We start from the raw sequence: 13,822 nt of genomic DNA, 5'->3' as shown, positions 1-13,822 counted from the left end.
CTCCGTACGTCAGCCGCGACGGCCCTTGACGATCTTCTCCTGGTTGATGTCCTCGACCTCGGCGGCAGCGAACTGCTCGTTGCCGGGGGCGCCGATGGCCTTGGCGCCACCGGAGGTGAATTCCAGGATGAATTCGTCAGTGACCTTCTCGAGCTCGGCGACGGTCGCGTCGTCGAGCACGTTGGTGTCGCGGAGGGTGTCGAGAACCTGCGTGTTGCGACGCAGGTGGTCCAGCAGCTCGCGCTCGAACTTCAGCACGTCCTCGACCGCGATCGCGTCGAGCTTGCCGTTGGTGCCGGCCCAGATCGAGACGACCTGCTCCTCCACCGGGTACGGCGAGTACTGCGGCTGCTTCAGCAGCTCGGTCAGGCGAGCACCACGCTCGAGCTGACGACGCGAGGCCGCATCCAGGTCGGAGGCGAACATCGCGAACGCCTCGAGGGAGCGATACTGCGCGAGTTCCAGCTTCAGCGTGCCCGAGACCTTCTTGATGGACTTGACCTGGGCGTCACCACCGACACGCGATACCGAGATACCCACGTCGACCGCGGGACGCTGGTTGGCGTTGAACAGGTCGGACTGCAGGAAGATCTGGCCGTCGGTGATCGAGATCACGTTGGTCGGGATGTAGGCCGACACGTCGTTGGCCTTCGTCTCGATGATGGGAAGACCCGTCATCGAGCCCGCTCCCAGCTCGTCGCTCAGCTTCGCGCAGCGCTCGAGCAGGCGCGAGTGCAGGTAGAACACGTCACCCGGGTAGGCTTCGCGGCCCGGCGGGCGGCGCAGCAGCAGCGAGACGGCACGGTAGGCCTCGGCCTGCTTCGACAGGTCGTCGAAGATGATCAGGACGTGCTTGCCGCCGTACATCCAGTGCTGGCCGATGGCCGAACCGGTGTAGGGGGCGAGGTACTTGAAGCCGGCGGGGTCGGAGGCGGGAGCGGCGACGATCGTCGTGTACTCCATCGCGCCGGCGTCTTCGAGCGCACCCTTCACGGATGCGATCGTGGAGCCCTTCTGGCCGATGGCGACGTAGATGCAGCGCACCTGCTTGTTGACATCGCCCGACTCCCAGTTGGCCTTCTGGTTGATGATCGTGTCGATCGCGATGGCCGTCTTGCCCGTCTGGCGGTCGCCGATGATGAGCTGGCGCTGGCCACGGCCGACGGGGATCATGGCGTCGATCGCCTTGATGCCGGTCTGCAGGGGCTCGTGCACGCTCTTGCGCTGCATGACGCCGGGCGCCTGCAGTTCAAGGGCACGACGACCCTCGGCCTCGATGGCGCCGAGACCGTCGATGGGGTTACCGAGCGGGTCGACGACCCGGCCGAGGAAGCCGTCGCCGACGGGCGCGGAGAGGACCTCACCGGTGCGAGTGACCGGCTGACCGGCCTCGATGCCGGCGAAGTCGCCGAGGACGACCACACCGGCTTCCTTCTCGTCGAGGTTCAGCGCGAGGCCCTGGGTGCCGTCTTCGAACACGACGAGCTCGTTGGCCATGAGGCCGGGGAGGCCCTCGACGTGCGCGATGCCGTCGCCGGCGTCGATGACGGACCCGACCTCTGCCGTCGCGGCGCCGGTCGGCTCGTATGCTGCGACGAAGTCCTTCAGGGCGTCACGGATGACGTCGGGGCTGATGGAGATGTCTGCCATTGTCTTCCTTCGGTTCATGGGGCCTCGGCCCCGAAGTCTCCGCCGTGCGGCGGGAAGTCTTGTCAGCCGGCGAGCCGCTGACGGAGATCGGCGAGACGCGCGGAGACGCTCGCGTCGATGACGTCGTCGGCGATCTGCACACGCAGTCCGCCGACGATCGACGGGTCGATGACCGTGTTCAGCGCCACGTCGGCGCCGTACCGTGCCGACAGGGTGGAGCGGAGTCGCTCGCTCTGCGCGTCGCTGAGCGGTGTCGCCACCGTGACGGTGGCCACGACTCGGCCACGCTGCGCCGCGACCAATGACAGGGCACGCGTGAGCGCCTGGCGGACCCGACGCTCGCGCGGCTGCTGCACGAGACCGGACACCACCCGGACCGTCGCCGCACTCGCACGACCGTCGAGGAGCTTCTCGACGAGCGCGCCCTTGGCGGCGTTGTCACCCATGCGCGAGCCGAGGGCGAGCTCGAGCTCGGGGTTCTCGGCGACCGTGCGGGAGAAGGCGAAGAGCTCACCCTCGAGGTCCGCGTCGGATGCCGCGACGGACGCGGCCCGCACCGCGAGCTCCTCGACACCGTCGACGAGCTCGTCGGCGGAGGACCAGCGCTGCACCACCACGGCCTCCAGCAGCTGCACGGCGACCGAGGAGAACCTCGGACCGAACACGTCCGCGATGACCTTGCGGCGCGCGTCGCCGGCCGCGGCGGAATCGGACACCGCGCCCGCGAGCGCGGACGAGGAGCCGAGGACGCGGGCGGCCTGGAACAGCTCGCCCGCGACCTCGAGATCCACACCGGATGCCTCACCCAGAGCGGTGGTGGTCACCGCGAGGGCGTGCGTGGTGGCGCTTCCCATTAGTTGGCCGCCTTCTCGGAGGCCTCGAGCTCTTCGAGGAAGCGGTCGACGACGCCCTGAGCGGCCTTGTCGTCGCTCAGCTTCTCGCCGATCACGCCGCCGGCGAGATCGAGAGCGAGCGTGCCGACCTCGGCGCGCAGCGTGACCAGGGCGGTCTGGCGCTCGGCCTCGATCTGGGCGCGCGCCTGGGCGCTCACACGGGCAGCCTCGGTCGACGCGGCCTCACGTGCCTCGGCGACGATCTTCTTGCCGTCCTCGCGGGCGACCTCACGGATCTCACCGGCTTCCTTGCGCGCCTCGGCGAGCTGAGCGGTGTACTCCTCCAGCGCGGCCTCGGCCTGACGCTGTGCCTCGTCGGCCTTGGCGATGTTGCCCTCGATCGCGGCGGCCCGCTTGTCGAGGAGCTCCTGCATCCGAGGAAGCACGACGCGCCAGAAGACGAACAGGATGACGACGAAGCACACCGCCGACCAGACGATGTCGTACACCGCCGGGATGAGGGGGCTCGGGGCTGCCGCGCCACCTTCCTCGGCGGCGCGGGCGACAAGAGCGTTCAGCATCCTGTCTCCTTACTTTGGTCGATGGGGCTCAGGCGCCGAAGATGAAGCCGGTCGCGATACCGATGAAGGCGAGCGCCTCGGTGAAGGCGATACCGATGAACATGAGGACCTGCAGGCGGCCGGCGAGCTCGGGCTGGCGAGCGACGCCCTCGATCGTCTTGCCGACGACGATGCCCACGCCGATCGCGGGGCCGATGGCGGCGAGGCCGTAGCCGATCGTCGCGACAGATCCGGTCACCTGGGCGAGAACCGTAGTTGCGTCCACGGATGTTTCCTTTCGTTGTGGGCGGCGGGTGCCGTCCCGATCAGTGCTCTTCAGCGACAGCGAGCTGGATGTAGACCGCGGTCAGGATGGTGAAGACGTATGCCTGGAGGAAGGCCACCAGGATCTCGAAGAGGGTGAAGGCGAAGCCGAAGGCGAGTGTTCCGGCGCCGAGCAGCGTCCAGAATCCGCTGAGCCCGAAGACGAAGAACTGCGTCGCGGCGAAGAACAGCACGAGCATGAGGTGCCCGACGATCATGTTCATCAGCAGACGCAGGGTGAGCGTCACGGGACGGATGATGAAGGTCGACAGGAACTCGAGCGGGATGATGATGATGTACAGCGGCCACGGCACGCCGGAGGGCATCAGAGAGTTCTTGAAGAACTTGCCGGGGCTCTTCTTGACGCCGGCGTAGATGAAGGTGACATACGCCACGACGGCGAGCAGCAGCGGAACCGCGATGACGCTGGTGCCGGCGATGTTCAGACCCGGGATGATGCCCGTGATGTTCATGAACAGGACCATGAAGAAGATGGTCGTGAGGATCGGCAGGAAGCGGTTGCCGTCCTTGCGGCCCAGCAGGTCGTGCGCGATGTTGACGCGGACGAAATCGAGCCCCATCTCCACGACGCTCTGGAAGCGGGTGGGGATCAGACGCATCCGTCGCGTACCGACCAGGAACAGCACGACGAGCACGACGGTGGCCAGGATCTGGATCAGGTTGATCCGCGTGATCGCGAAGGGAGATCCCTCGAAGAGGATCGCATCCGGGAAGAATTCCCAGATGGAGGGCGCATGGAACTCGGGGCCGGATTCCTCGGCGGAAACGATCAGGGTCGCAGCTTGACTAAACAGCGCTTGCTCCAACTTCGGGGCACCGGTCTAAACCGTTGCGACGATGGATGATGTACACCGCGCTCGGGCACTCTGGCGCTCGTGGTCGGGTGCCGGAACAGCCTATCAAACTCCCAGGGTCGCCCGTCACACCGACCCCGACGGGTGGGCGTCATCGGTGCGCTCCCCCTCTTCCGGGTCGGTGGGCAGTGTGGTGTCCGAGACGTGCGGCAGCCGGCGTCGCATGAGCACGACGACATCGACCACGAGCGAGGCGATGACGCTCACCACCAGGGCCACGAAGAAGACGCCCGGCACGATCCACGCCGCCCCGCGCAGCGCGAGCATGACCAGCACGAACACGACGAGCTTGAGGATCCACCCGCCCAGGACGATGCCGAAGAAGATCGGCACGTACAGCGGGTCGCCGAACCAGCGGTTGGCGATGAGGATGCTGCCGGCGGTGATCCCGAGGAAGACGGCGGAGATCAGCACGCCGACCAGCGCGCTGATCAGTCCCTCGACGCCGGCGACGAGCAGTCCCCCGACGGCTCCGGCGACCAGCAGGACGCCGATCACAGCGGCGAACCACAGCAGGGCGGTGCGCAGGAAGGGCGTACTGGAGACGGGGGTGGGGGCATTCATGGAGTTTCCTCGGCGATCTCGTCGGGGGCTGTGGTGGATCTCGAACGGCGGGCGGGCAGGAAGGTGACGACGAGGCAGGCGGCGACGCCGACCACGCCGAAGGCCACTCCGATCCAGTACTGGCCGAACCAGTCCTCACGGGTGGCGATGTACATCAGCAGGAAAGTGATCCCGATGATCGCCGTCCACGCGTAGAAGATGAGCACGGCATCGCGGTCGGAATGGCCCATGTCGAGCATCCGATGGTGCAGGTGCTTGCGATCGGGTGAGAACGGCGACTTGCCCGCCCGCATCCGACGAAACACTGCGGACCCGAAGTCCAGCAGCGGCAGGATGACGACGGCGATGGGCAGCAGGATCGGGATGAAGGCACCCAGCAGCTGCGATCGACCCAGCTGGTCGGGATCCAACGCGGCCGGCGGCAGGTTGCCGGTGATCGAGACAGCGGAGGTCGCCATGAGCAGTCCGAGCATCAGGGCGCCCGAGTCGCCCATGAACATCTTCGCGCGGTGCCAGTTGAACGGCAGGAACCCCGCGCACGCGCCGACGAGGACGACGGCGATGAAGGAAGACAGATTGAAGTAGGTGCTGGCACCGACATCGCGGGTGAGGACGTACGCGTAGACGAAGAAGATGCCGTTGGCGATCAGACACACTCCCGCCACGAGACCGTCCAGTCCGTCGATGAAGTTGACCGCGTTCATCACGATGACGATCGAGAACACCGTGAGCACGATGCTCATCCAGCTCGAGCCCACGGTGACCCCGCCGATCGGCAAGGCGTAGATCTGGATGTGCCCGAACCAGGCGATGATGCCCGCCGCGACGAACTGGGCACCCAGCTTGATCATCCAGTCGAGGTCCCAGAGGTCGTCCGCGATGCCGACGAGCACGATCAACAGCGTCGCGGCGAGGATCGAGAGGATCGGCCACGGGTCGATCCAGAAGATCGAGAAGAACGGGTTCGTGGAGGAGATGGCGAAGGCCGCAAGCACCCCGAGGAACATCGCGATCCCGCCCAGGCGCGGCGTCGGGCGGGTGTGGACATCGCGTTCGCGGATCGCCGGGTGGAGTTTGTACCGGATGGCGACACGCCAGACCGTCCACGACAGAGCCGCCGTGATGAGCGCCGTGACGACGGCGATCAGCAGGTACTGCGTCACGCGGAGTCGCCCGCGCCCTCATCCGGCTCCGGCTCCGGCTCGAGCCGGTCGCCCAGGACCGCCAGGATCTCGGAGCGGTCGACGGCACCGTAGCGGAGGATGCGGGCGTGTCCCGTGCCGCCGAACGCGAGCGGCGTCGCATCGATGATGGTCGACGGCACGCCGCGATCACTCGCACCGTCGTCGAGGTACACCGACACGCTGTCACCGAGCATCTCGAACGCGCCGTGCGCGTCGATCGCGGCGGGCTTGCCGGTGAGGTTCGCGCTCGAGACGGCCAGCGGACCGGTCTCCTCGAGCAGCTCCAGGGCGAGCCGGTGCGCCGGCATCCGAACGGCCACCGTGCCGCGCGTCTCCCCCAGATCCCAGGACAGCGAGGGCTGAGCGGGCAGGACGACGGTGAGCCCGCCCGGCCAATGCGCCTCGACCAGGCGTTCGATGGGCTCGGGCAGGTCGCTCACGAGCGCACGCACGGTCGACAGGCCTGCGACGAGCACGGGCGGAGGCTGCTGGCGTCCCCGGCCCTTCGCCGCGAGCAACGCAGCGACCGCGGAGGGGCTGAACGCGTCAGCGGCGACGCCGTAGACGGTGTCGGTGGGCATGACGACGAGCTCGCCGCGTGCGATCGCCTGGCGGGCTGCGCGCATACCGGCCAGGAGCTGCGACTCGTCGCGGCAGTCGTAGAGAGGGGACATGTCGGCTCCATTCTACGTGCGAGGCGGCCGCCTGCCGGGGAGCGCGGCGGCGCTCACGTCACGGGATCAGGGTCGGATCGCGGTGGTGGCGCGGTCACGCAGCGTGAGGTCGGGGTGCGTGGCGGCCGATCGCCACCCCGCCGTGGTCAAGACCTCGCGGACCGACGCCCCCTGCACCTCGGCGTGCTCGATGACGATCGTGCCCCCCGGGTGCAGCAGCCGCAGGCCGACCTGGGCGAGCACACGCACGACGTCGAGGCCGTCCTCGCCGCCGTACAGCGCCTGCGGCGGATCGTAGAGGCGGACCTCCGGGTCGCGCGGAATCGCCTCCGCGGGGACATAAGGCGGGTTGGACACCAGGACCGAGACGCTCTGGTCGAGATCGCCGAACGCGTCCGACAGGTCGGCGAAGACAAGCCGAGCGTTCGGCGCGTTCACCCGCGCGAAGTTCTCCTTGGCCCAGATGTAGGCGTCGACGGAGTTCTCCGCGGCGTGCACCCGCGCATGCGGCACCTCGGTCGCCATCGACAGCGCGATCGCGCCGGAACCGGTCCCGAGATCGACCGCGACCGGCTCGGGCGATGCACTGGCACGCAGGGCGTCGATGGCCAGCTGGGCGACCATCTCGGTCTCGGGGCGGGGCACGAACACGCCCGGACCGACGGAGAGCTCCAGATGCCGGAACGGCGCCACGCCCGTCAGATGCTGCAGCGGCTCGCGTGCCGCACGGCGCTCCACGAGACGCATGAGGCGCTCGCGCGCGGCGGCGTCGAGCTCGGCTGCGCGGATGGCCGCAGCTTGCACCTCCCCGCGACCGATCCCCAGCACGTGTGCCAGGAGCAGCTCGGCATCGACGCGCGGGTCGACGATGCCGGCACGGGCGAAGCGCGCCGAGACGTCGCCGAGGACGACGTCGATCCGCGATGTCGCGGCCGCGTGGACATCCTGGTCGGAAGGCGTGGAAGGGCACATGGGCCCGCCCAGCCTACCCGCTGCGTCATACTCGGCCTCCGGCGGGATTGCTCCCCTAGGCTGGGCGCACCTCGTCCCCGACTCGAAAGGTCGCGTCATGCCCGGCATCCACTCCGACATCACCTCCGCGTTCGGCGAGACGCCTCTCGTGCGTCTGAACCGTGTGACGGAGGGCGTCGACGGCGTCGTCCTGGCCAAGCTCGAGTTCTACAACCCCGCCTCCAGCGTGAAGGACCGCCTCGGGATCGCGATCGTCGACGCCGCGGAGGCGTCCGGCGAGCTGGGGCCCGGCGGCACGATCGTGGAGTCGACGAGCGGCAACACCGGCATCGCCCTCGCGATGGTGGGCGCCGCCCGCGGCTACCGCGTCATCCTGACCATGCCCGCCTCCATGTCGAAGGAGCGCCGCATCCTGCTGAAGGCCTTCGGCGCCGAGCTGGTGCTCACCGACCCGACGAAGGGCATGTCGTTCGCGGTCGACGAGGCCAAGCGCATCGTCGCCGAGACGCCCGGCGCCGTCTGGGCCCGCCAGTTCGAGAACGAGGCGAATCCCGCCATCCACCGCCGCACGACGGCCGAGGAGATCCTGCGCGACACCGAGGGCAAGGTCGACTACTTCGTCGCGGGCATCGGCACGGGCGGCACGATCACGGGTGTGGGCGAGGTGCTCAAGGAGCGCGTGCCGGGCGTGAAGATCGTCGCCGTCGAGCCCGCCGACTCCCCCATCCTCACCAAGGGCCACCCGGGGCCGCACAAGATCCAGGGCATCGGGCCGAACTTCGTCCCGGCCATCCTCAACCGGGACATCATCGACGAGGTCATCGACGTCGAGTTCGACGACGCGATCCGCGTCGCCCGGGAGACCGCCGCCAAGGACGGCGTGCTCGTGGGCATGTCCAGCGGCGCCGCGATCTGGGCCGCTCTCCAGATCGCCGCACGCCCCGAGGCCGCGGGCAAGAACATCGTCGTCATCATCCCGTCGGCGGGCGAGCGCTACCTCACCACTGCACTGTTCGAAGACCTCCGCGAGGACTGATGCCGGTCGCTGTGATTCGCCGCATCCGGGAGGACATCGCCGCCGCCCGGATGCGGGATCCCGCCGCCCGCGGCGGAGTGGAGATCGCTCTGCTGTACCCGGGACTCCACGCGATCTGGGCACATCGCGTCTGGCACGCGCTGTGGCGTCGGCGCGTGCGCTTCCTCGCACGGGCGGGATCCCAGGTGACGCGATGGCTCACGGGCATCGAGATCCATCCCGGCGCTCGGATCGGCCGCCGCTTCTTCATCGACCACGGCATGGGCGTCGTGATCGGCGAGACGGCGGAGGTCGGCGATGACGTCATGCTCTACCACGGGGTCACCCTGGGCGGCCGCCAGCGCGAAGGCGGCAAGCGGCATCCGACGCTCGGCAACGGTGTCGCGGTCGGCGCCGGTGCCAAGATCCTCGGGCCCGTGCGTATCGGCGCGCACAGCGTCGTCGGAGCCAACGCCGTGGTCACGCGCGACGCCCCGGCCGACAGCGTGCTGGTCGGCGTGCCGGCGAAGGCTCGGCCGCGCAGGGGCAACGAGGACACCCGCGCGCTGCTCACCGCGCCCGAGTACTCGATCTAGCCCGTGCCGCCTGCACGACCCGCTCTGACTTCGGCGCCGCGTCCGCCCCACCAGGGCACTCGCACACCACTGGTCGTGCAGACGTCGCGGCCCCGTACGCTCGAGAGATGAGCGAGCTGCACGAGCTGTCCCTCGTCGAGGTGGCGCGGATGCTGCGCGACGGCGATCTCGACCCGCTCGAGACCACGCGGCACTACCTGTCGCGCATCGCGGCGCGCACGGATCTGGGTGCGTTCGCCGAGGTCACCGCTGATGCCGCGCTCGAGCGCGCGCAGCACCTCTCACGGGCCACGACGCGCGGCCCCCTCCACGGTGTCCCCCACGCGGACAAGGACCTCGTGGCGCGGGCGGGCATCCCCACCCGGTACGGCTCCCGATCCCGCGCGGATCACATCCCCGCCGTGTCGGATCCGCTGGCGATCGCCCTCGATGCCGCCGGTGCCGTGAACCTCGGCAAGACGGCGACGAGCGAGTTCGGTCTGACCGGCTACACGGAGCCGCTCACCGGGCTGCCCACGCGCGACCCCTGGGACACGGCGAACGGCGCGGGCGGCTCGAGCGGCGGCGCCGCCGTGGCCGTGTCCGCGGGTCTACTGCCTGCCGCGGTGGGCTCCGACGGCGGCGGCTCGATCCGCATCCCTGCGGCCACGGTCGGCGTCGTCGGTCTGAAGCCGTCGCGCGGACGCCTGCCGATCGGGTCGGGCCTGGACTCCCCCGACCAGCTCGCGGTGACGGGTCCCCTCGCGCGCAGCGTCGCCGACGCCGCCTACCTCTTCGACGCCCTGGCGCAGCTCGCGCCGTACCCCTACGCGACCGCGGCACCGGGATCGGGCAGCGTCTTCGATGTCGTGCGACGGATGCCGCCACCCGCCCGAATCGGCGTCACCACGGTCTCTCCGTGGGACGACGACGAGGACATCCGCCTGGATCCCGACGCACGCGAGGCGGTCGAGCGCGCCGCATCCTGGCTCACCGGCGACGGGCACGACGTCGAGGACGCCCTCTGGCGCCCGCGCGGCTACGCCGACATGTTCCGCAGGCTGTGGCGAGTCAGTGCCGCGCGGATCCCGCTCACGGATGCCGACCGCGGTCTCGTCGAACCGCTGACCGCGTGGCTCGTGCAGGAGGGGCGCGCCCTGTCGGGGCCCGAGGCGCTGGAGACGCTGAGCGCCGCACGCGCGTTCGAGCGACAGACCGTCTCCGCCTTCGCGCCCTACGACGCCATCCTGATGCCCGCCCTCGCACAGGCGCCGCGTCCGGTCGGCTGGTACGAGGGGCACGATCCGCTCCGGACCTTCGCCCTCCAGGTGGAGTACGCGCCGTACTCGAGCTTCGTGAACGTCGCAGGGCTGCCTGCGGTGACGCTCCCGGTGAGCATCACCGAATCGGGCCACCCGGTGTCGGTGCAGCTGGTCGGGCGGCCCGGCGGCGAGGCCACCATCCTGTCGCTGGCGGCAGAGCTCGAGGACCACCGCGGCACGCTGCCGCATCCGCCCGGCTGGTGACCGAGCGCGCTCACTCTCCCGCGAGCGCCGCCAATCGGGCCTCTTCATCCGCCGCGATGGCGGAGTCGATGATGGGCCCCAGCGCACCGTCCATGACCTGGTCGAGGTTGTAGGCCTTATAGCCGGTGCGGTGGTCGGCGATCCGGTTCTCGGGGAAGTTGTACGTGCGGATGCGCTCGGAACGGTCCATGCCCCGGATCTGCGAGCGGCGGGCGTCGGATGCGGCCGCGTCCCGCTCCTCCTGCTGCTTGGCGAGCAGGCGGGCACGCAGCACGCGCATCGCGGCCTCCCGGTTCTGCAGCTGGCTCTTCTCGTTCTGCATCGAGACCACGATGCCCGTGGGCACGTGGGTGATGCGCACGGCCGAATCGGTGGTGTTGACCGACTGCCCGCCGGGACCGGACGAACGGAAGACATCGATCTTCAGATCGTTCTGATCGATCTGGATCTCCTCCGGCTCGTCGACCTCGGGGAAGACGAGCACACCCGTCGTCGACGTGTGGATGCGGCCCTGCGACTCGGTCGCCGGCACCCGCTGCACGCGGTGCACGCCGCCCTCGTACTTCAGATGGGCCCACACCCCGGCCGCGGGATCGGAGCTCGCGCCCTTGATGGCCACCTGGACGTCCTTGTAGCCGCCCAGGTCCGATTCGTTGCGCTCGAGCAGTTCGGTCTTCCACCCCTGCGACGCCGCGTACTGCACGTACATGCGCAGCAGATCCGCGGCGAACAGCGCGCTCTCGGCACCACCCTCGCCGGCCTTGATCTCCATGATCACGTCGCGCGCGTCGTCGGGGTCGCGCGGGATGAGCAGGCGCCGCAGCCGCTCCTGAGCGGCATCACGCTGCTCTTCGAGGGCGGGGACCTCGTCGGCGAACGCCGCATCCTCGCCCGCGAGCTCACGGGCGGCGGCGAGATCCTCCACGGCCCCCTGCCACGCCTCATACGCGTGCACGATGCGTGAGAGCTCGGCGTAGCGCCGGTTCACGCGTTTCGCGCGCGCGGCATCCGCGTGCACGGCGGGGTCGGAGAGCTCCTCCTGGACCGCTCTGTGCTCGTCGAGGAGTCCGCGAACGGACTCGAACATGCCGGAATCGGACACGGCCGACGGGATCAGCGGATGTTGTTCTCGTGACCGTGCGAGTGTCCGCCCGAGGCCGGAGCCGGGATGGACTTCTGCATCTGCACGAGGAACTCGACGTTCGAGGAGGTCTCCTTGAGCTTGCCGAGCACGACCTCGAGGGCCTGCTGCGGGTCGAGACCCGCCAGCGCGCGGCGCAGCTTCCAGGTGATCTTGACCTCGTCCGCCGAAAGCAGCATCTCTTCGCGGCGCGTGCTCGACGCGTTGACGTCGACCGCGGGGAAGATGCGCTTGTCGGCGAGCTGACGGCTCAGACGCAGCTCGCTGTTGCCGGTGCCCTTGAACTCCTCGAAGATGACGTCGTCCATCTTGGAACCGGTCTCGACCAGCGCGGTCGCGAGGATCGTCAGCGAGCCGCCGTTCTCGATGTTGCGTGCGGCGCCGAAGAAGCGCTTGGGCGGGTAGAGCGCAGCGGCGTCGACACCGCCGGAGAGCACACGACCGCTCGTGGGCGCGGACACGTTGTAGGCGCGGCCCAGACGGGTGATCGAGTCGAGCAGCACGACGACGTCGCGACCGAGCTCCACGAGGCGCTTCGCGCGCTCGATGGCGAGCTCGGCGACCGTGGTGTGGTCTTCCGCGGGACGGTCGAAGGTGGAGGCGATGACCTCGCCCTTCACCGTGCGCTGCATGTCGGTGACCTCCTCGGGGCGCTCGTCGACGAGCACGACCATGAGGTGGACCTCGGGGTTGTTGTGCGCGATCGCGTTGGCGATCTGCTGGAGAACGATCGTCTTGCCGGCCTTCGGCGGCGCGACGATGAGGCCGCGCTGGCCCTTGCCGATGGGAGCGACGAGATCGATGATGCGCTGCGTCAGCTTCTCGGGCGCGGTCTCCAGGCGCAGACGCTCCTGCGGGTAGAGCGGGGTGAGCTTGCCGAACTCGACGCGCTCGGCCGCATCCTCGACCGAGAGCCCGTTGATCGCGTCGACCTTGACGAGCGCGTTGTACTTCTGGCGGCCCGACTGCTCGCCCTCACGGGGCTGCTTGATCGCGCCGACGACCGCGTCGCCCTTGCGGAGGTTGTACTTCTTGACCTGGCCGAGCGAGACGTACACGTCGCTCGCACCCGGCAGGTAGCCGGTCGTGCGCACGAACGCGTAGTTGTCGAGCACGTCGAGCACACCTGCGATCGGGATGAGGACGTCGTCCTCGCCGATCTCGGTCTCGAACTCGTCGCCCTGGCCCTGGCCGCGACGCTTGTTGCGCTGGCGGCCCCGGCCGGACTGCTGCTCGTCGTCCTCGGCGGCGGGGGCGGCGTTCTGCCCCTGGTTCTGCTGCCCGTTCTGGCCGTTCTGCCCCGCTGCGCCCTGAGCGTTCTCACGACGGTTGCGGTTGCGGCTACGGCTACGGCTGCGGCTGCGGCCGCTCTGCTCGCCCTCGGCGCCGGGGGCGTTCTCACCGGAGGCGTCGGCGGCGGGTGCCGTGTCGGCTGCCTCGGCAGATGCGGTCTCGGACGCGGTCTCGACCGACGCCGCATCCGTCGACACGGCAGCGGTCTCCGGCGCTGCCGGCTCGGCGGCGCTCGGAGCGGCCTCGGCGGGCGCCTCCTCCGGAGCGGCTGCGGACTTGCGAGCCCGGCGCGGCGCCTTCTTGGCCGGTGCCTTCGCGGCGGGCGCCTCCTCGGCGGCTGCCTCGTCCGCGACGGGGGCGGGGTCGGCGGGCGCCTCGGCGGCCGGAGCCTCGGATGCGGCAGGCGCCTGGTCGGCGACCTCGCCAGCAGCAGGGGCGTCCGCAGCGGCTGCCTCGGCGCTCTTCGCGCGGCGGGGCGCGCGCTTGCGCGGCGCCTTCGCCGGGGCCTCGACTGCCGGCGCCTCGGACTCGGGCGCCTCGACGGCCGGAGCCTCGGCGGCGGGGACGGCCTCGGCGACGGTGTCGTCGACGTTGGCGTCGGTGGACTGGATCTCGGAGATGGACTCCACGAGTACT

The 13,822-nt window shown here is 69.7% G+C and carries 14 protein-coding genes; 3 read left to right on the top strand and 11 right to left on the bottom strand.

The features are described from left to right. Positions 1–9: 9 nt before the first annotated feature. From atpA to prmC, 9 genes are all read right to left on the bottom strand, one after another. The gene (gene atpA / locus EHF32_RS01460; RefSeq protein WP_137416470.1) at positions 10–1,650 is read right to left on the bottom strand and encodes a F0F1 ATP synthase subunit alpha; all 1,641 of its coding nucleotides are present in this window, start codon (positions 1,648–1,650) and stop codon (positions 10–12) included. Positions 1,651–1,712: 62 nt separating this feature from the next. Beyond that, positions 1,713–2,504, bottom strand: coding sequence for a F0F1 ATP synthase subunit delta (locus EHF32_RS01455; protein WP_137416469.1), 792 nt, complete (start codon positions 2,502–2,504; stop codon positions 1,713–1,715). Continuing rightward, positions 2,504–3,064 (bottom strand): F0F1 ATP synthase subunit B, encoded by a 561-nt coding sequence (locus EHF32_RS01450; protein ID WP_137416468.1) that lies wholly within the window; start codon positions 3,062–3,064, stop codon positions 2,504–2,506. The genes EHF32_RS01455 and EHF32_RS01450 overlap by 1 nt, the downstream gene beginning before the upstream one ends. Before the next feature lie 28 nt (positions 3,065–3,092). Next, the gene (gene atpE / locus EHF32_RS01445) at positions 3,093–3,329 is read right to left on the bottom strand and encodes a F0F1 ATP synthase subunit C (RefSeq protein ID WP_137416467.1); all 237 of its coding nucleotides are present in this window, start codon (positions 3,327–3,329) and stop codon (positions 3,093–3,095) included. A 40-nt stretch (positions 3,330–3,369) separates the two neighbouring features. Further along, positions 3,370–4,194, bottom strand: a complete 825-nt coding sequence (gene atpB / locus EHF32_RS01440) for a F0F1 ATP synthase subunit A (protein WP_192900672.1) — start codon at positions 4,192–4,194, stop codon at positions 3,370–3,372. 114 nt (positions 4,195–4,308) lie between these two features. Further along, complete coding sequence (locus EHF32_RS01435; protein WP_137416466.1) at positions 4,309–4,806, bottom strand: hypothetical protein; 498 nt, start codon at positions 4,804–4,806, stop codon at positions 4,309–4,311. Further along, positions 4,803–5,969 carry an MraY family glycosyltransferase gene (locus EHF32_RS01430; protein ID WP_137416465.1) on the bottom strand — a complete coding sequence of 389 codons (1,167 nt, stop codon included), beginning with the start codon at positions 5,967–5,969 and terminating at the stop codon, positions 4,803–4,805. The genes EHF32_RS01435 and EHF32_RS01430 overlap by 4 nt, the downstream gene beginning before the upstream one ends. Continuing rightward, positions 5,966–6,664 carry an L-threonylcarbamoyladenylate synthase gene (locus tag EHF32_RS01425; protein WP_137416464.1) on the bottom strand — a complete coding sequence of 233 codons (699 nt, stop codon included), beginning with the start codon at positions 6,662–6,664 and terminating at the stop codon, positions 5,966–5,968. The genes EHF32_RS01430 and EHF32_RS01425 overlap by 4 nt, the downstream gene beginning before the upstream one ends. 66 nt (positions 6,665–6,730) lie before the next feature. Continuing rightward, positions 6,731–7,636 (bottom strand): peptide chain release factor N(5)-glutamine methyltransferase, encoded by a 906-nt coding sequence (gene prmC / locus EHF32_RS01420; protein WP_137416463.1) that lies wholly within the window; start codon positions 7,634–7,636, stop codon positions 6,731–6,733. 97 nt (positions 7,637–7,733) lie between these two features. On the opposite strand from prmC, the gene cysK reads away from it, so the two are divergent. The 3 genes from cysK to EHF32_RS01405 all read left to right on the top strand — a co-directional run bounded on the left by cysK (position 7,734) and on the right by EHF32_RS01405 (position 10,752). After that, a complete protein-coding gene (cysK, locus tag EHF32_RS01415; protein WP_137416462.1) occupies positions 7,734–8,672 on the top strand; it encodes a cysteine synthase A in 939 nt (312 codons plus the stop codon). Beyond that, positions 8,672–9,247 (top strand): serine O-acetyltransferase EpsC, encoded by a 576-nt coding sequence (gene epsC, locus EHF32_RS01410; protein WP_137416461.1) that lies wholly within the window; start codon positions 8,672–8,674, stop codon positions 9,245–9,247. Before cysK ends, epsC begins: the two co-directional genes overlap by 1 nt. Before the next feature lie 107 nt (positions 9,248–9,354). After that, positions 9,355–10,752 (top strand): amidase, encoded by a 1,398-nt coding sequence (locus EHF32_RS01405; RefSeq protein WP_137416460.1) that lies wholly within the window; start codon positions 9,355–9,357, stop codon positions 10,750–10,752. Positions 10,753–10,762: 10 nt separating this feature from the next. Here EHF32_RS01405 and prfA read toward each other — a convergent pair whose 3' ends face one another. Both prfA and rho read right to left on the bottom strand, forming a co-directional pair. Next, the gene (gene prfA, locus EHF32_RS01400) at positions 10,763–11,839 is read right to left on the bottom strand and encodes a peptide chain release factor 1 (RefSeq protein ID WP_137416459.1); all 1,077 of its coding nucleotides are present in this window, start codon (positions 11,837–11,839) and stop codon (positions 10,763–10,765) included. 26 nt (positions 11,840–11,865) lie between these two features. Continuing rightward, the gene (rho, locus tag EHF32_RS01395) at positions 11,866–13,815 is read right to left on the bottom strand and encodes a transcription termination factor Rho (protein ID WP_238343762.1); all 1,950 of its coding nucleotides are present in this window, start codon (positions 13,813–13,815) and stop codon (positions 11,866–11,868) included. Between the last annotated feature and the right edge of the window lie 7 nt (positions 13,816–13,822).

Source organism: Microbacterium sp. RG1, assembly GCF_005347485.1.
Lineage (GTDB): Bacteria > Actinomycetota > Actinomycetes > Actinomycetales > Microbacteriaceae > Microbacterium > Microbacterium binotii_A.
Note: the sequence above shows the minus strand (reverse complement) of the source record. Positions and strands in the feature narration are given on the sequence as shown.